Origin of the sequence: Nonomuraea coxensis DSM 45129, from assembly GCF_019397265.1 — a bacterium.
GTDB classification, from domain to species: domain Bacteria; phylum Actinomycetota; class Actinomycetes; order Streptosporangiales; family Streptosporangiaceae; genus Nonomuraea; species Nonomuraea coxensis.
Map to the genome: position 1 here is coordinate 2,565,143 of NZ_CP068985.1, position 15,480 is coordinate 2,580,622.

Annotated in this window: 15 protein-coding genes; 7 read left to right on the forward strand and 8 right to left on the reverse strand. The window is 73.3% G+C overall.

The window, feature by feature from the left end:
- Positions 1–35: 35 nt before the first annotated feature.
- A complete protein-coding gene (locus Nocox_RS12230) occupies positions 36–602 on the forward strand; it encodes a hypothetical protein (protein WP_020546012.1) in 567 nt (188 codons plus the stop codon).
- Between the two features lie 166 nt (positions 603–768).
- Positions 769–2,157, forward strand: a complete 1,389-nt coding sequence (locus Nocox_RS12235) for a glycoside hydrolase family 6 protein (protein ID WP_211212781.1) — start codon at positions 769–771, stop codon at positions 2,155–2,157.
- 34 nt (positions 2,158–2,191) lie between these two features.
- On the opposite strand, the gene Nocox_RS12240 is transcribed toward Nocox_RS12235, so the two are convergent.
- Complete coding sequence (locus tag Nocox_RS12240; protein ID WP_020546014.1) at positions 2,192–2,458, reverse strand: hypothetical protein; 267 nt, start codon at positions 2,456–2,458, stop codon at positions 2,192–2,194.
- A 187-nt stretch (positions 2,459–2,645) separates the two neighbouring features.
- On the opposite strand from Nocox_RS12240, the gene Nocox_RS42990 reads away from it, so the two are divergent.
- A complete protein-coding gene (locus tag Nocox_RS42990; protein WP_020546015.1) occupies positions 2,646–2,966 on the forward strand; it encodes a helix-turn-helix transcriptional regulator in 321 nt (106 codons plus the stop codon).
- Positions 2,967–3,216: 250 nt separating this feature from the next.
- Positions 3,217–3,987 carry a SigB/SigF/SigG family RNA polymerase sigma factor gene (locus Nocox_RS12250; protein ID WP_020546016.1) on the forward strand — a complete coding sequence of 257 codons (771 nt, stop codon included), beginning with the start codon at positions 3,217–3,219 and terminating at the stop codon, positions 3,985–3,987.
- 63 nt (positions 3,988–4,050) lie between these two features.
- Here Nocox_RS12250 and Nocox_RS12255 read toward each other — a convergent pair whose 3' ends face one another.
- From Nocox_RS12255 to Nocox_RS12275, 5 genes are all read right to left on the reverse strand, one after another.
- Positions 4,051–5,115, reverse strand: coding sequence for a trypsin-like serine peptidase (locus Nocox_RS12255; RefSeq protein ID WP_020546017.1), 1,065 nt, complete (start codon positions 5,113–5,115; stop codon positions 4,051–4,053).
- 114 nt (positions 5,116–5,229) lie between these two features.
- Entirely contained in the window at positions 5,230–5,856 is a 627-nt protein-coding gene (locus Nocox_RS12260; protein WP_033410657.1) for a TetR/AcrR family transcriptional regulator, read from the reverse strand.
- 79 nt (positions 5,857–5,935) lie between these two features.
- Entirely contained in the window at positions 5,936–7,468 is a 1,533-nt protein-coding gene (amaB, locus tag Nocox_RS12265; protein WP_020546019.1) for an L-piperidine-6-carboxylate dehydrogenase, read from the reverse strand.
- A gap of 26 nt (positions 7,469–7,494) precedes the next feature.
- Positions 7,495–8,649, reverse strand: coding sequence for an NAD(P)/FAD-dependent oxidoreductase (locus tag Nocox_RS12270; protein ID WP_020546020.1), 1,155 nt, complete (start codon positions 8,647–8,649; stop codon positions 7,495–7,497).
- 3 nt (positions 8,650–8,652) lie between these two features.
- Complete coding sequence (locus tag Nocox_RS12275; RefSeq protein ID WP_033410658.1) at positions 8,653–11,463, reverse strand: FAD-binding and (Fe-S)-binding domain-containing protein; 2,811 nt, start codon at positions 11,461–11,463, stop codon at positions 8,653–8,655.
- Between the two features lie 55 nt (positions 11,464–11,518).
- On the opposite strand from Nocox_RS12275, the gene hglS reads away from it, so the two are divergent.
- Positions 11,519–12,913: a 2-oxoadipate dioxygenase/decarboxylase gene (gene hglS / locus Nocox_RS12280; protein ID WP_211212782.1), complete on the forward strand. Its 1,395-nt coding sequence runs from the start codon at positions 11,519–11,521 to the stop codon at positions 12,911–12,913.
- Between the two features lie 94 nt (positions 12,914–13,007).
- Here hglS and Nocox_RS12285 read toward each other — a convergent pair whose 3' ends face one another.
- Entirely contained in the window at positions 13,008–13,763 is a 756-nt protein-coding gene (locus Nocox_RS12285) for a GntR family transcriptional regulator (RefSeq protein ID WP_020546023.1), read from the reverse strand.
- Positions 13,764–13,949: 186 nt separating this feature from the next.
- Between Nocox_RS12285 and Nocox_RS12290 the strand changes: the two genes are divergently transcribed.
- Positions 13,950–14,570 carry a hypothetical protein gene (locus Nocox_RS12290; protein ID WP_020546024.1) on the forward strand — a complete coding sequence of 207 codons (621 nt, stop codon included), beginning with the start codon at positions 13,950–13,952 and terminating at the stop codon, positions 14,568–14,570.
- 303 nt (positions 14,571–14,873) lie between these two features.
- A complete protein-coding gene (locus tag Nocox_RS43695) occupies positions 14,874–15,008 on the forward strand; it encodes a hypothetical protein (RefSeq protein WP_020546025.1) in 135 nt (44 codons plus the stop codon).
- A 5-nt stretch (positions 15,009–15,013) separates the two neighbouring features.
- Here Nocox_RS43695 and Nocox_RS12295 read toward each other — a convergent pair whose 3' ends face one another.
- Complete coding sequence (locus Nocox_RS12295) at positions 15,014–15,433, reverse strand: CoA-binding protein (RefSeq protein WP_020546026.1); 420 nt, start codon at positions 15,431–15,433, stop codon at positions 15,014–15,016.
- Between the last annotated feature and the right edge of the window lie 47 nt (positions 15,434–15,480).

The following is a 15,480-nucleotide window of genomic DNA, read 5'->3' on the forward strand; positions in this document are numbered from 1 at the left end:
GGACATCCGGCCTCGTCACTTCGTACAGTGTGGTCATGGATCCCGTGGCCCTGGTGGGCACGCTGGCGGGAGTGGCGGCGGTGGTCGTCGCCGTGGTGCAGCTTCGGCGAACCCCACGCGACCGCATCGACCATGTCCCTGCCGTGGCCACCGGCGAGCCCGTGCCGGTGCTGCTCGCTCCGACGGGCAGGCTCGGCCAGTTGCACGGCAGGCAGGAGCTCCTCTCGGAGCTGGAGGAGCGCCTGATAGAGCCGGACGGCCGTTTTCACGTGCTGGCAGGCTTGGGCGGGGTGGGCAAGACGACGGTGGCCCTGGCACTGGCCGAACGGGCACGGGAGCTCGGCTGCCTGGTGTGGTGGGTCAGCGCGACCGACGGAGCCTCGATGACGGCGGCGTTGCTGGGGCTCGCCGGGGACCTCGGAGCGCCGCTGGGAGAGGTGGAGGAGGCGCGGACCGGCCGGCGGGTCGCCGCCGACGTGTTGTGGACCCGGCTGGAGCAGCGGGCCGAGTGGCTGCTCGGCCTGGCCCCTGCCGTCGTCGAGGAGCCCGTCCTCGACCAGCTCGCCTATGCGGCCGCTCGCGGTGCGGCCGCGTTGCGGTGATCGGCGCCTATGTCGCGGCGGCGGACGAGCGCGCGGCTCTGGAGCTCCGCCCAGAATGACCTCCGGGGCCGGCGCGTAGCGACTTTTCCCGACTTGTCACGAGATTTGCTGATCTCTGTGATATTGGGCATCGCGACATTCAGGACGCCCAGAAGGGAACTACTTCGTGCGACTGTTAACCCGCGTGACGGCCGTGACGATGGCCGTGGCCATGGCCGTGACCGCGTTGCCGGCAGCCCCCGCCGCCGCAGCGCCTCAACTCGTGGTCAACGGCACGTTCGCCGCCGGCACCGCGCCCTGGTGGAACTCGGCGAACACCTCGATGGCCGTGGACGCGGGCCGGCTGCGGGTCACCGTGACCGGCGGCACCGCCAACCCGTGGGACGCCATGGTGGCCCAGAACGACATCCCCCTGGTCCAGGGCAAGTCGTACACCCTCTCGTTCGACGCCTCGGCCTCGGCCACGGCCACCGCGGTCACGACCGTGCAGCTCGGTGACGCCCCCTACACCAACACGCTCACCAAGTCGCTCTCGCTCTCCACGACGAGCAGGCGCTTCAGCTTCCCCTTCACCTCCGGCCTCGGCACCCCGGCCGGGCAGGTGACGTTCCAGCTCGGCGGCGGCGCCGGCTACAGCTTCTTCCTCGACAACGTCTCCCTCACCGAGCAGTCGCCGTCGGGTCCGGTCGCCATGACCGACGGCTTCTACGTCGACCCCGCCTCCAACCCGGCGGCCTGGGTGCGCGCCAACCCCGGCGACTCGCGGGCCGCGCGCATCCAGGCGTCCATCGCGTCCAAGCCGATGGCCCGCTGGATCGGCGGCTGGAGCGGCGACGTCGGCGCGGCCGTGTCCGCGTACGTGTCCGCGGCGGACGCGGCCGACAAGCTCCCGGTCCTGGTGGCGTACAACATTCCCGGCCGTGACGCCTGTGGCGGGCACTCCGGGGGAGGGGCCGGCAGCGAGGCGGAGTACAGGACCTGGGTGTCCGCGTTCGCGTCCGGCATCGGCGACCGGCCCGCCGTCGTGATCATCGAGCCCGACTCCCTGGGCGACTTCGCCTGCATGGACGACGCCGCCGTCCAGGCGCGCAACCGCATGCTGACGTACGCGACCGAGCAGTTCCGGGACCGCGCCCCCAACACCTGGGCCTACCTCGACGCGGGCAACGCCGGCTGGGTCGCGGCCGGGACGATGGCGACGCGGCTCGGCAACGCGGGCGTGGGCAACATCCGCGGCTTCGCCGTGAACGTCTCCAACTACTACCCGACGGCCCAGTCGGCCACCTACGCGTCCTCGGTCAACGCGGCTCTCGGCGGCGGGGCGAAGTGGGTGATCGACACCAGCCGCAACGGCAAGGGCTCCAACGGCGAGTGGTGCAACCCGGCCGGTCGCCAGCTCGGCACGCCCGCCCAGCTCGGCGGCGACAGCGGCACGGAGATGCTGCTGTGGGTGAAGGTCCCCGGTGACTCCGACGGCAACTGCGGCATCGCCCCGGGCACGCCGGCCGGACAGTTCAGCCCGGACCTCGCCGTCCGCCTGATCGACGGCACCTGACGACCTCGCGGGGGTCCGCCCAGGACCCCCGCACCTAGCCGGGGCGGCGGTGCTCGCCCACCAGGTGGCCGTTGTGGCGGATGCGCGCGGCCGCGTACGGGCGGAGGGGCCGGGTGACGAACGACTCGGCGATGCTGTCGGCATGCCGGCGGTCGACGCCCCAGCCGATCGTGCGCCAGCCGCCCTGGCCGTCGCCGTCGCCGTCGGCGAGGTCGAGCACGGTGATCTCGAAGAGCTGGTCGGCCGGAGCGGGGGTGCAGGAAACGTGCCTGGTGCCCGTGTCGGTCGCCGGTCGCTCCATGCGGATCTCCTTTCGGTCCCGGAAGAAGGTGTTACCGCGCTGCGGCTACGGAAACATCGGCGGCCCCAGGAGACTCGGCCGCGATCTGATACCGGAAAGAGAGTTCGTTATAGGATCTTCCGGAGAAGAGCCTCAAGTCTCGTTGAACAGGGCTGGGGCACCGCCCGAGCCGGGAGCATGTGATCAGGTGAGCGCCTCGCGGGAACGTCCCTCCACCTGGACCTTCCTCACCCATCACGCCCGGGTCCTGCTGGAGATCGCACGGAACCCGGAGGCGCGGCTGCGTGACATCGCGGCCAGCATCGGCATCACCGAGCGGGCGGTGCAGGGCATCGTGTCCGACCTGCACGACGCCGGCTACCTGGCGCGCGAGCGCGTGGGCCGGCGCAACCACTACAGCCTCAACCTCGACCTGGCCTTCCGCTATCCGACCGAGGCCAACCTGCCGGTCCGCCTGCTCATCGACATGTTCACCCAGCACGACCTGTCGTCCGAGGACACCCCCTAGCCGGGACGTCCGCGCCCGTGGTCTTGCCTTTCCTTGGCCTGCCGGGGGTAGGATGGGCTCAGTCCCAACAAGGACGAGATCGGTTGTGATGGTTTCGTTACCTCGAACCGTGATAAAACAGAACTAGTTGGGAATCTCCCTTCACGAAGTCCAGCAGAGGGCTTCAGCTCACGCGAAAAACGTGGTGTGCCTCTGCCTGGGCTTTTTTGCCGTCAGCAGGGGCGCCTCAGATCTACTCTCGGAGTATCAGATGGCAGTCCTGGACATCGCACTCGAAGAGATGACGGCCGAGCAGCTTCTGGTCGAGATGAACCGGCCCGAGACCTCCGACCTGCACCAGGTGCGGATCCGCGAGCGTCTTGTGGACATGTACAGCGGCCTGGTCAACGAGGTCACCCGTCGCTACTACCACCGCGGTGAGCCCATGGAGGACCTGCGTCAGGCCGCGTACGTCGGCCTGATGAAGGCCATCAACGGTTTCGACCCCGAGCTCGGGCACGAGTTCCGCGGCTACGCGATGATCACCATGGTCGGCGAGGTCAAGCGCCACTTCCGCGACCGCACCTGGGCCATCCGGGTGCCGCGCGTCTACCAGGAGCGCCGGCTTGAGCTGAACAAGGCCACCGCCGAGCTGACCCAGACCCTCGGCCACTCGCCGACCGTCGCCGAGCTGGCCGCGAAGATGGGCATCTCCGAGGAGGACGTGCTGCTCACCCTCGACGCGTCGTCGGCGTACAACACGCTGTCGCTGGACGCGCCGGTCGGCGGCGAGGAGGACGCGGCCGACCTGGGCGACTTCATCCCCGCCCAGGACGACGCGCTGGACAACATGCTGGGCGCGCACGCGGTCAAGCCGCTCATCGACGCCCTGCCGGAGAGGGAGCGCAACATCCTGCTGATGCGCTTCTACGGCAACATGACCCAGTCCGAGATCGCGGCCGAGTTCGGGATCTCGCAGATGCACGTCTCCCGCATCCTGCGCGCCGTGCTGGCCAAGCTGCGCAAGGCCCTCCAGGACTGACCCGCCGGCCTCCCCGGTCCTACCCCGTGCGGCCGGGCCCACACGGCGTGGCCGGGTGGGGGGTCACTGGGCGCCGACGTTCTGCGCCGCGCGGTAGACGGCCATCGCCTCGTTGCCGAAGAACGGGCCGAACATGAAGTTCGGCGCGAAGTCGTACTTGAAGCTGTTGACCGAGGTGAGCCAGCCCTGCCCGGTGGAGCCGTCGAAGCCCGCGAACCACGGGCCGCCGCTGGACCCGCCGGTCATGTCGCAACGCAGCCCGAGATCCCTGGTCTGCACCGTGTCGTCGAAGGACCGCCCGCTGCAGTAGATGAGCCGCGAGCCGTTGAACGGGGCCGCCGCCGGATAGCCGAAGGAGAACATCTGCCGTCTCCTCGGCTGGTTGAACGCCACGCCCTGCCCGCCCACGACGTCCGTGAGCGAGCGCCCCTGGAGCGGCGCGACCACGGCGGCGGCGACGTCGAAGTTGATGTTCTCGTTCGCGTTCCACTGCTGGGTGGTCAGCAGCGTGGTGGCCACCCAGGTCCCGAACGGGCGGCGGCCGTTGTCGAAGCCGGGCACGAACACCCAGTTGCGGTGCGCGGCCCCGTTCAGCTTCACGCAGTGCCCCGCGGTCATCACGACGCTCTCGTTGGCGCTGGTGACCGCCGTGCCCGAGCAGGCGGAGTTGCGGCCGTCCGCCGTGGTGAAGAAGACCCGGCCGACGGTGCGGATCACCGCGCCGCCGTCGGTCCAGCGCAGGCCGGGGCTGTTCTGCAGCACCTCGGCCGGGCGCTGGGCCGACACCGGGCGCACCGCGTACGAGCGGCCCTGCGCCGGGGTGAACGACGCGCCGCGGGTCGCCCAGGGGGTTCCCTGGGTGGGTCCCGATCCGCCGGAGCGGCGGACCGCGGGCGTGTCCAACGGCTGGGCGGCCAGCATGCGCTGGGGCGTCCAGTACGACAGGACGGTCCTGCGCTCCGACGCCGAGTCCGCGCCCGCCCAGCCGACGGGGTTGCGGTCGAGGCCGCTGGTGGCGCCGCTGGTGGTGCCGGTCGTGGTGCTGGACGCCTGGGCCGAGGCCGCCGGGACGAGGGCGCCGGCCACGGCGACCGCGGCGGCGGAGAGCAGGGCGACTCTGCGGTGCATGACGTACCTCCTGAAACCGAATAGTTGCCGTTTGGAGGTACGTACGCGGATGACCAAGTTCCTCAAGACATGCCGAGATGGATATGGGTCACGGCCGGTACGAGGCGAGAGGGGTCAGCGCGCCTCACGACTGGGCAGCGTGGACAGGCCGTTCCAGAGCACGAGCATGGCCGCCTCCACGAGCTGGTCGCGCGGCACCGACGGGTGCCGCTCCCACCACTGGGCCAGGCCGTCGGTGCCGGAGATCAGCAGCTCGACCACCGCCTGGGCGACTTCGCTGTCCGGTTCGAGGCCGAGGGTGCGCAGGTCGCGGCCCAGCATGACGGCCACCGAGCGGGTGCGGGCCTCCCTGATGCCCCAGCGCACCGCCTTGATCTCGGGGTCGTCCTCGTCGGTGTGGTCGAACAGCAGCCGGCGGGCGGCCGGGCGGTCCTGGGCGAAGCTGAAGTAGGCGTCCAGCGTGGCGCGCAGCCGCCTGCCCGGCGACCCGCTGCCCGTGATGCGGGCGCCGACGTGGGCCACGAGCCGGGCGTTCTGCTCCTGGAGGACGGTGATCAGCAGCACCCGCTTGGACGGGAAGTGGTCGTAGAGCACCGACCTGGTCACCCCGGCGGCGGAGGCGATCTCCTCCATGGCGCCGGCGTGGTAGCCGCGCGCGGCGAAGACGCCAAGAGCGGCCTCGATGATCCGGGCCCGGCGGGCCGTGCCGGGCATGCGCTTCTTCGGCTCGCTGCTCGCCATGACCCGCACCCTACCGTCCGTGAGGCGTTGACTCCGGTCCCGGACCGCCTGCGTGCCTCCTGACCGGCACTCCGGCCGGTCAGACGGTGAACTCGACGCCCTGGGCCAGCGGCAGCTCACCGGAGTAGTTGATCGTGTTCGTGGCGCGCCGCATGTAGCCGCGCCACGCGTCCGACCCTGACTCCCGGCCGCCCCCGGTCTCCTTCTCGCCGCCGAACGCGCCGCCGATCTCCGCGCCCGAGGTGCCGATGTTGACGTTGACGATGCCGCAGTCGGAGCCCTCGGGAGACAGGAACAGCTCGGCCTCGCCCTGGTCGCGGGTGAAGATGCTGGACGACAGCCCCTGCGGCACCGCGTTGTTGAGCGCGATCGCCTCCTCCAGCTGCTCGTACGGCATCACGTACAGGATGGGGGCGAACGTCTCGCGCGTCACGACCGGCACCTGCCCGCCCACCCGGACCAGCGCCGGCTCGGCGTAGTAGGCGTCCGGCGCCTGGTCGGCGAGGCGCCGCCCGCCCCCGGCGACCAGCGTGCCGCCCTGCTCGCGCGCCTCCCGCAGCGCCTCCGTCATGGCCTCGTACGCCCGCCCCGAGATGAGCGGCCCCACGAGCGTGCCGGCGGCGAGCGGGTTGCCGATCGGCAGCCGCGCGTAGGCGTCCGCCAGCCGCTCGGTCAGGGCGTCCACGACAGAGGTGTGCGCGATGACCCGCCGCATCGTGGTGCACCGCTGGCCCGCCGTGCCCGCCGCCGAGAACACGATGCCCCGCACCGCGAGGTCCAGGTCCGCCGACGGGCACACCACGGCGGCGTTGTTGCCGCCGAGCTCCAGCAGCGCGCGGCCGAACCTGGCGGCCACGCGCGGCCCGACCTCACGGCCCATCCGGGTCGAGCCGGTGGCGCTGACCAGCGCGATCCCGGGATGGTCGACCAGCGCCTCGCCGAGGTCGGGCCCGCCGAGCAGGACCTGGCCGAGGTGCGCGGGCGCGCCCTGCTCGGCGGCGGCCCGGTCGAGCAGCGCCGAGCAGGCCAGCGCGGTCAGCGGCGCCAGCTCGGACGGCTTCCAGATGACGGGGTCGCCGCAGACGAGGGCGATGGCGGTGTTCCACGACCACACCGCGGCCGGGAAGTTGAAGGCGCTGATGACGCCGACCACGCCCAGCGGATGCCAGGTCTCCATGAGCCGGTGGCCGGGCCGTTCCGAGCTGATCGTGCGGCCGTAGAGCTGGCGGGACAGGCCCACGGCGAAGTCGCAGATGTCGATCATCTCCTGGATCTCGCCCAGCGCCTCGGAGGTGATCTTGCCGACCTCCAGGCTGACCAGCGTCGCCAGGTCGGCCTTGTGCGCCGTCAGCAGCTCGCCGAACCGCTTCACCAGCGCGCCGCGCACCGGCGCGGGCGTCACCCGCCAGGCCAGGAACGCGGCACGCGCCCGCGCGACGGCCTCGTTCACCGCCTCGGGGCCGGCCCAGCCGACGCGGGCCAGCGGCGCGCCGTTGACCGGCGAGACCGTGGTGACGCCGGCGCCGAGGGCGTCCACGTCCACCCCGCAGCGTTTCGCGGTCTCCCGCGCGGTCGCGGCCAGCTCGGCGGCGCTCGGCAGCGTCGTCACCATGGGAAAGGCTCCTTCTTGTCCGTGAATCACACGATGTTGAGCTCGGGACGGGCCGCGGACCGCGCGAAGCGGCGCGCGTCGAAGCCGGACACGTCCGTGAACGGCTCCCGCCCCAGGTAGAGGTCGCGCACCACCTCGCCGACCGCCGGGCCCATGAGGAAGCCGTGGCCGGAGAAGCCGGTCGCGTAGAGGAACCGCTCGACGCCGGGGGCGACGCCGATGAGCGCGTTGTGGTCGGGCGTCACCTCGTACAGGCCGGCCCAGCCGGTGGCGATGCCGGTCTCCATCAGCGCGGGCGCGCGGCGGGCCATGGCCTCGCCGAGGCGCGGCAGCCAGGCGTCGGAGCGGTCGAGCTTGAAGCCGGGCGTCTCGTCCGGGTCGGACATGCCGAGCAGCAGCCCCGGCCCCTCCCGGTGGAAGTAGAAGGTGGTGCCGAAGTCGATGGTGAACGCGGTCGGCGGCAGATCGGGCACCGGCTCGGTCACCAGGATCTGCCGGCGCAGCGGCGTCACCGGCAGGTCCACGCCCGCCCACGCCCCCACCTCGCGCGACCAGGCCCCGGCCGCGCAGATCACGGTGCCGGTCTCGATCCTGCCGCCCTCGGTCAGCACCGCCGTGACGGCCCCGTCCGCGAGCTCGATGCCGGTCGCCGCGCAGCCGGGCAGCAGCCGCGCGCCGAGCCGCCGGGCCGCGCCCGCGTACCCGAGCACCACGGACTCGGGCGTGCAGTGGCCGTCACTGGGGGAGAAGGCGGCGGCGAGCAGCCCGTCGGTGGCGATGAGCGGCGACAGCTCGGCGGCCTCGCGCACCGAGATCATCCGGCTGGGCACGCCGAGGTCGTTCTGGACGGCGACGTTGCGCTCGAACTCCGCGACCGCCTCCGGCGCGTCCAGCAGGAACAGGTAGCCGGGGCGGTGCAGGTCGATCTCCTGCCCGAAGCGTTCGGCGAAGTGCTCGAACGTCTCCAGGCTGCGCACGGCCAGCTCGATGTTGACCCGGTCGGAGAACTGCGCCCGCACGCCTCCGGCCGCCTTGCAGGTGGAGCCGGAGCCGAGTGGCCCCTTGTCGAGCAGCACCACGTCGCGCACCCCGGCCGCGGCCAGCTCGTACGCGATGCTGACCCCCATGACGCCGCCGCCGATGACGACCGCCGAGGCGCGCCGGGGCAGTTCTCGTCCCATCGATCAGGTCCTTTCTGGCGTGAGCCGGTCGGCCAGGAGCTGAGCCAGGTGGACGCCGCGCCTGGGGGACAGGTCGGCGATCTGGGTGCGGCAGGAGAAGCCGTCGGCGAGCACGGCCGCGTCGGGCGCGGCCTCTCCCAGCGCGGGCAGGAGCTGCTGCCCGGCGACCGCCGCCGACACCTCGTAGTGGCCCTTCTCGACGCCGAAGTTGCCGGCGAGACCGCAGCAGCCGCCGAGCCTGCGCACCTCGGCGCCCGCCTCCCGCAGCAGCCGCAGGTCCGGCTCCCAGCCCATGACGGCGTGGTGGTGGCAGTGCGGCTGCGCCACCACGCGCACGTCGTCCAGCGGCGGCGGCCGCCAGCCGGGGGTGGCGGTCAGCAGCTCGGCGAGGGTCCTGGTGGCGCGGGCGACCGGCGCGGCGGCGGCCTCGTCCAGCAGCTCCAGGGCGTCCGAGCGCAGGACCGCCGTGCAGGACGGTTCCAGGCCCACGATCGGCACGCCGTCCCCGGCCTCCGCCGCGAGGTCGCGCACGGTCCGGCCGAGGATACGCCGGGCCTGGTCGAGCTGGCCGGTGGAGATCCAGGTCAGCGCGCAGCAGCCGCGCCGCGCGGTGACGCGGGGCGCGTAGCCGGCCGCCTCCAGCACGGCGACGGCGGCCCGGCCGACCTCGGGCGCGAAGTGGTCGGTGAAGGTGTCCACGAACAGCAGCACCGACTCGCCCGCCGCCGGCCGCGGCCGGCGCGCGAACCAGGAGCGGAACGTGCGCGGCGCGAACGCGGGCAGCGTGCGCCGGGCGTCCACCCCCGCCAGCGCGAGCGCCGGGCGGCGCAGCGCGGGCGCGCGCAGGGCCGCGTTGACCGCGCGCGGCATCCGGGACGCCAGCCGCGCCCACAGCGGCAGCCGGCCCAGCGCGTAGTGCGAGGCCGGGCGCAGCCGCCCCCGGTAGCTCTGGTGCAGCACCTCCGCCTTGTACGCCGCCATGTCCACGCCGGTCGGGCAGTCGGAGGCGCAGCCCTTGCACGCCAGGCACAGGTCCAGGGCCTCGTGCACCTCGGGCGAACGCCAGCCGCCCGAGACGTCCCCGCCGTTCAGCATCTCCTGGAGGGCGCGCGCCCGGCCCCGGGTGGAGTCCTTCTCCTCCCTGGTCGCCAGGTAGGAGGGGCACATGACGCCGCCGGTCCCGGTGTTGTCGGCCCGGCACTTGCCCACGCCGGTGCAGCGGTGCACCGCCTGGGTGAAGTCGCCGCCGTCGTGCCGGTAGGCCAGGGCGAGCGGGCCGGGGGCCGGACGGGCGGCGGGCACGCGCAGGTCGGCGTCGAACGGGCGGGGCCGGACGAGCACGCCGGGATTGAGCGTCCCGGCCGGGTCGAAGACGCCCTTCACCTGCTCGAACAGGCGGATCGCGGCGGGGGAGTACATGAGCGGCAGCAGCTCGCTCCTGGCGCGGCCGTCGCCGTGCTCGCCGGACAGCGAGCCGCCGTAGCCGGCGACGAGCGTGGCGGCGGCGACCAGGAACTCGCGCAGCACCTCACGCCCGCCGGGCCGGTCGAGCGGCAGGTCGATCCTGATGTGCAGGCAGCCGTCGCCGAAGTGCCCGTACGGCAGGCCGGTCAGCCCGTGCCCGGCCATCAGCTCCTCGAAGTCGCGCAGGTAGCGGCCGAGCATCGCGGGCGGCACCGCGGCGTCCTCCCAGCCGGCGTGCGCCGGCCGCCCGGCCGGGCTGCGGCCGGACAGGCCCGCGCCGTCCTCCCTGATCCGCCAGAGCGCCGCGGCCTCGGCAGGGTCGGTGACGACGAGCGCGTCCGGGTGGCCGGCGGCCAGGCGGGCGGCCCGTTCGCGCACCTCGGCCGGGTCGTCGCCGGCGATCTCGGCGAACAGCCAGGCGGCCCCGCCCGGCAGCGGCGGCACCGCGCCGGGGCCGCGGCGGGCGCGGACCACGTCCACGATGCGGGCGTCGAGGCCCTCGCACGCGGTGGGCAGGAAGGCGAGCACGCCGGGCGCGGCGTCCCCGGCCTCGGCGATGTCGGCGTGGCCGAGCACGACCAGCGCGCGGTGCGCGGGATCGGCGACCAGCCGGACCGTCGCCTCGGTGAGCACGGCGAGCGTGCCCTCGCTGCCGACCAGCAGCCGGGTCACGTCGAAGCCGTTCTCCGGCAGCAGGTGCTCCAGCGCGTAGCCGGACACCTGGCGGCCGAACCTGCCGAACTCGGTGCGGATCGTCGCCAGGTTCGCCGCCACGAGGTCGCGCAGCGCGGCCGGTCCGGCCTGGCCGGGCAGGTCCAGCGGCGTGCCGTCGCCGGCGACGGCCTTGATCGCCGTCACGTTGTCGGAGGTGCGGCCGTAGCCGAGGGCGCGCGAGCCGCAGGCGTTGTTGCCGATCATCCCGCCGATCGTGCAGCGGGTGTGGCTGGAGGGGTCGGGGCCGAAGCGCAGCCCGTACGGGGCCGCCGCCCGCTGGAGCGCCGCCTGGACCACGCCGGGCTGGACCACCGCCGTGCGGGTCTCGGGATCGAGGGCGAGCACCCGGTCCATGTGCCGGCTGAAGTCGAGCACCAGGCCGGGGCCGACGGCGTTGCCGGCGATCGAGGTGCCCGCGCCGCGCGCCGTCAGCGGGATCTCGTGCCGGGCGCACAGCTCGACGGCGGCCTGGACGTCCTCGGCGGTCCTGGGCCGGGCGACCAGCAGGGGCGGCACCCGGTAGAGGGAGGCGTCGGAGGAGTGGACCGCGCGCGTGGTGCCGTCGGTCAGCACGTCGGCGACGCCGCGCCGGCGCAGGTCGCTCGCGAGAGCCGCGGCTCGGTCCATGCGTAGCATGTTACATGCGACCCCTGTACCATGCCAGCTCAGCAGGACCGCGAGAAGGGACGGCATGATGATGGACGCGACCGCGCTGCGGGCGGCCTTCGCCCGGCGCCTGTCGGCCATGTACGGCGCCGAGGTCCCCGCCTACACCACGCTCGTCGAGGTCGCCCAGGAGGTGAACCGCGAGGTCCTGGCCCGGACGGGCGCGGACGCCGAACGGCTCGGCTCGATCGGCCGGGTCACCGCCGAGCGGCACGGCGCGATCCGCGTCGGCACCCCCGCCGAGCTGGCCCAGGTCGCGCGGATCTTCGGCGCGATGGGGATGCGCCCGGTCGGCTTCTACGACCTGCGGGAGGCGGCGGGCAGCTCGGTGCCGGTGGTCTCGACGGCGTTCCGGCCCGTGACCGCCGCCGAGCTGGCCGCCAACCCGTTCCGTGTCTTCACGTCCATGCTGGTCACCGGCGACCGGCGGTTCTTCGGCGAGGACCTGCGGCGGAGGCTGGAGGCGTTCCTCGGCGCCCGGCGGCTGTTCCCGCCGCGGCTGCTGGAGCTGGCCGACCGCGCCGAGGCCGAGGGCGGGCTGGACGACGCGGCGGCCGAGGAGTTCCTGACACTCGCCACGCGCTCGTTCGAGCTGTCGCGCGAGCCGGTCTCGCGCGGCTGGTACGCCGAGCTGGAACGGGTCTCCTCCGTGGCCGCCGACATCGGCGGCGTCCCGAGCACGCACGTCAACCACCTGACCCCGCGCGTGCTCGACATCGACGCGCTCTACGCCCGCATGTCCGGGCGCGGCATCACCATGATCGACGCCATCCAGGGCCCGCCCCGCTGGTCCGGCCCCGACCTGCTGCTGCGCCAGACCTCCTTCCGCGCGCTCGCCGAACCCCGGCTGTTCCGCGAGGACGACGGCCGGATCGCCGAGGACGACCTGCGGGTGCGCTTCGGCGAGGTCGAGGCGCGGGGGATCGCGGTGACCCCGGCCGGGCGGGCGCTCTACGACGAGCTGGCCGCCGCGCTGGACGACGCCCTCGCCGGGCGGCGGGTGGACGCGGAGGAACGCAACGCCGTGGCCGCCGGGCTGTGGGAGGCGCGGGTGCCGGGCACCGAGGCGGAGCTGGCGGCGCGGGACCTCGCGTACTTCACCTTCCACACCGCCGCGGACCGGCCCTCGGGACCGCCTCCGGCCGGGCTCGCCGAGCTGCTGGCCGGCGGCTGGGTGAGCGCGCGGCCCATCGTGTACGAGGACTTCCTGCCGCGTTCGGCGGCCGGCATCTTCCAGTCGAACCTCACCTCCGACGGGGCCAAGGACGTCACGGCGGCCGGCGCCGACCTCGGGCCCGACGAGCTGGCCGGGGTGCTGGGGCGGACCCTGCACGACCCGTACGAGCTGTACGCCGCGATCCGTGCCGAGTCGCTGGCCCGCGTGCGGGAGGAACTGGGCCTGCCCGGCGAGCTCAGCTAGCCGGGCCCAGTCAGCCGGGCCCAGTCAGCCGGGCCCAGTCAGCCGGGCCCAGTCAGCCGGGCCCAGTCAGCCGGGCGGGGTCAGCTGGGCGGGGTCAGCTGGGCGGGGGCTCCTCGACCACGGCGGCCCACAGTGCGGCCACGTCCACCGGCTCGCCCTGGGCGCGGGCCGCCTGCCCGGCGAGGATGAGCCCGGTGTTGGTCAGGTGGGCGCGCATCGCCCGCACCGCGCCCCCGGCGTCGCCCGCGGCCACCGCCGCCACGATCGGCTCGTGCTCCTCGTGCACCTGCCGCAGCGTGCGGGAGGCGTCGTCGGTGGAGGTGCCGAGGATGCGCATGGTGTCGCGCAGGTCGCCGACGATCGCGCGGGCCCGCCCGTTGCCCGCCGCGGCGAGGACGCGGTCGTGCAGCGCCTGGTCGAGCTGGAAGAACAGCTCCTCGTCGGCGGCCTCGACCGCCGCCGCCATCCGCCGCATCGTCTCCCGCAGCGCCGCGCCCAGCCCTGCGGGCCCGGCCCCCGCCGCGCGCCGCACGGCGGGCAGCTCCAGCGCGAGCCGGACCCCGAAGATCTCGACGATCTCGCGCGGGTGCGGCAGCACGACCCGGAACCCGCGGTTGCGCTCGACCTGCACGAGCCCGGCCTCCGCCAGGCGCAGCATGGCCTCGCGCACCGGGCTGCGGGAGACGTTGAGCTGCTCGGCCACCTGGTAGACGGAGTAGAGCCGGCCCGGGACCATCGCGCCGGTGTGCACCGCCCTGCGCACCTCGGAGATCACCTGCTCGGCGAGCGACCGGCCCGCCTGCGGCAGCGGCCGCAGCTTCAGCTCGGCGTGTTCGCGGGTGGGCGGCATGCAGGCATGGTACCCGTACGGCGCCGCCGGCCCGGGTTCAATACTTCTTCACCATTTCTTGCCGGGTATGGGATATTCGGCTCCGGTGTGGCGATGGGGTGTGTTTCGCGGCTCCTGCGAGCATCGTGCAGCAGGTATTTCCGAAAGGAACGGCATATGCTCGCGCCCATTCACCTTCGCCGCGTTATGCGGACAACCGCCGTCCGCGGCTCGCTCTCGGTCGTCCTTGCCGTCGCCCTGGCTCCGGTGGCGTGGGCGGGCGACGACACGGACGACGAGAACCGTGACCACCGCCGCCGCACCCAGCACATCCACGATCATGACAAAGGCGTGTGCACACCGCGGATCTTCTTCAAGCGCGGGCACCTCTCGCCGCGCAACTTCTTCCTTCCGCGCACCCGCTTCACCGACGGCCCCGGCGGCCAGATGACGGTGTCGGTGACGAGGGAGCACGAGGTGCTCGCGTTCCTGGAGACGGAGAAGGAGCGGGTCCAGACCACCAACCCGATCGAGCCCGGAGAGGTGATCCGCGCGCTGCGCAAGAACGGCATCCCGCACCTGGAGGAGCGTCACATGGTGTTCGCGGGGCACGAGTACACCCGCGAGATCAGCCCGGGGATGTACGGCAACCTGTGGTACCGGGTGTTCGGCTACCGGATCGGCTGGTCGGCGTGGTCGGTGCTGAGCACGTGCCGGGAGGTCGAGATCGCTTCGGGCATCGCGAACGTGCCGGCCCGCTTCGAGGGCTGGAAGTACTGGGAGACCAGGTACCCCGTCTACAAGGGACGCAGACTCCCCTGGAAGTGACCCGGCGGCCCAGCGACGGGCTCAGCGACGGCGGCGGCGGCGCCGCCGCCGGCCCTGGTCGGACGCGTCGTCCGGACCCGGGGACGGGCCGGGCCAGTTCGGCAGCAGCAGGCATGCCCGGGCTGCCGTGAGGCGCAACGTGATCATGGTGACGCACTCCCTCCGGAAGGCCGAAAAGTCACGTACCCCTCACAAACCTGCGGATTCTCTGCTGTGAGTAATTTTCAGTGGAAAATCCCCTCATCCGGTCTCACGATCGAACGGCATGACTCAAGTTCAATGGCTAGGGAATGGGAGTTACCCATGCCGCCGGTCTCACGCGCCCACGCCGAGGTGCGCCACGAGGACGGCCGGGTGTCGGCCCCGCCGCGGCTCCCCGACGACCGCGGCGAGGCCACCCGCGTGATCCGCAGGGAACGGGGCGGCCGGCCGGCCTGACCCGGTCAGGGGGTGCGGCGGAGCGCCCATTCGACGCCGGGGCAGCGGTCCATCACCACGTCGAGCCCGGCCTCCCGAGCCCGCCGCGCGGCGGCCTCGTCCACGACGCCGAGAGGCAGCCACACCGCCCCCGCCCCGATCGCGACGGCCTCGTCCACGGCCCGCCCCGCGTGCTCGGCGCGCCGGTAGATCGCGACCACGTCCACCTTCTCCAGCACCTCGGCCAGCGAGGCGTACCCCGGCTCACCGAGCACGGTCGCGGCGGCCGGATGGACGGGGATGATCCGTTTGCCGCGCGCCTGGAGCAGGCCCGCCTGGTCGTACGCCGTGCGCCCCGGGTTGTCCGACAGCCCGACGAAGGCCCACGTCCGCGTCCCGGTGAGGAGCCGGCGGATGACGTTCTCGTCCGCGAAAGCATTGTGCATGTCCGGGGAACACGGCCGCCCCGCCGGGAATTTCCGGATGTGCCGAA

Coding starts and splice junctions, on each gene's coding strand:
- Nocox_RS12255 (WP_020546017.1), bottom strand. CDS start 5,115: ATGCACCGCAGAGTCGCCCTGCTCTCCGCCGCCGCGGTCGCCGTGGCC.
- Nocox_RS12275 (WP_033410658.1), bottom strand. CDS start 11,463: ATGCTACGCATGGACCGAGCCGCGGCTCTCGCGAGCGACCTGCGCCGG.
- Nocox_RS12270 (WP_020546020.1), bottom strand. CDS start 8,649: ATGGGACGAGAACTGCCCCGGCGCGCCTCGGCGGTCGTCATCGGCGGC.
- Nocox_RS12240 (WP_020546014.1), bottom strand. CDS start 2,458: ATGGAGCGACCGGCGACCGACACGGGCACCAGGCACGTTTCCTGCACC.
- Nocox_RS12230 (WP_020546012.1), top strand. CDS start 36: ATGGATCCCGTGGCCCTGGTGGGCACGCTGGCGGGAGTGGCGGCGGTG.
- Nocox_RS12250 (WP_020546016.1), top strand. CDS start 3,217: ATGGCAGTCCTGGACATCGCACTCGAAGAGATGACGGCCGAGCAGCTT.
- Nocox_RS43695 (WP_020546025.1), top strand. CDS start 14,874: ATGCCGCCGGTCTCACGCGCCCACGCCGAGGTGCGCCACGAGGACGGC.
- Nocox_RS12285 (WP_020546023.1), bottom strand. CDS start 13,763: ATGCCGCCCACCCGCGAACACGCCGAGCTGAAGCTGCGGCCGCTGCCG.
- hglS (WP_211212782.1), top strand. CDS start 11,519: ATGATGATGGACGCGACCGCGCTGCGGGCGGCCTTCGCCCGGCGCCTG.
- Nocox_RS12260 (WP_033410657.1), bottom strand. CDS start 5,856: ATGGCGAGCAGCGAGCCGAAGAAGCGCATGCCCGGCACGGCCCGCCGG.
- Nocox_RS12295 (WP_020546026.1), bottom strand. CDS start 15,433: ATGCACAATGCTTTCGCGGACGAGAACGTCATCCGCCGGCTCCTCACC.
- amaB (WP_020546019.1), bottom strand. CDS start 7,468: ATGGTGACGACGCTGCCGAGCGCCGCCGAGCTGGCCGCGACCGCGCGG.
- Nocox_RS12290 (WP_020546024.1), top strand. CDS start 13,950: ATGCGGACAACCGCCGTCCGCGGCTCGCTCTCGGTCGTCCTTGCCGTC.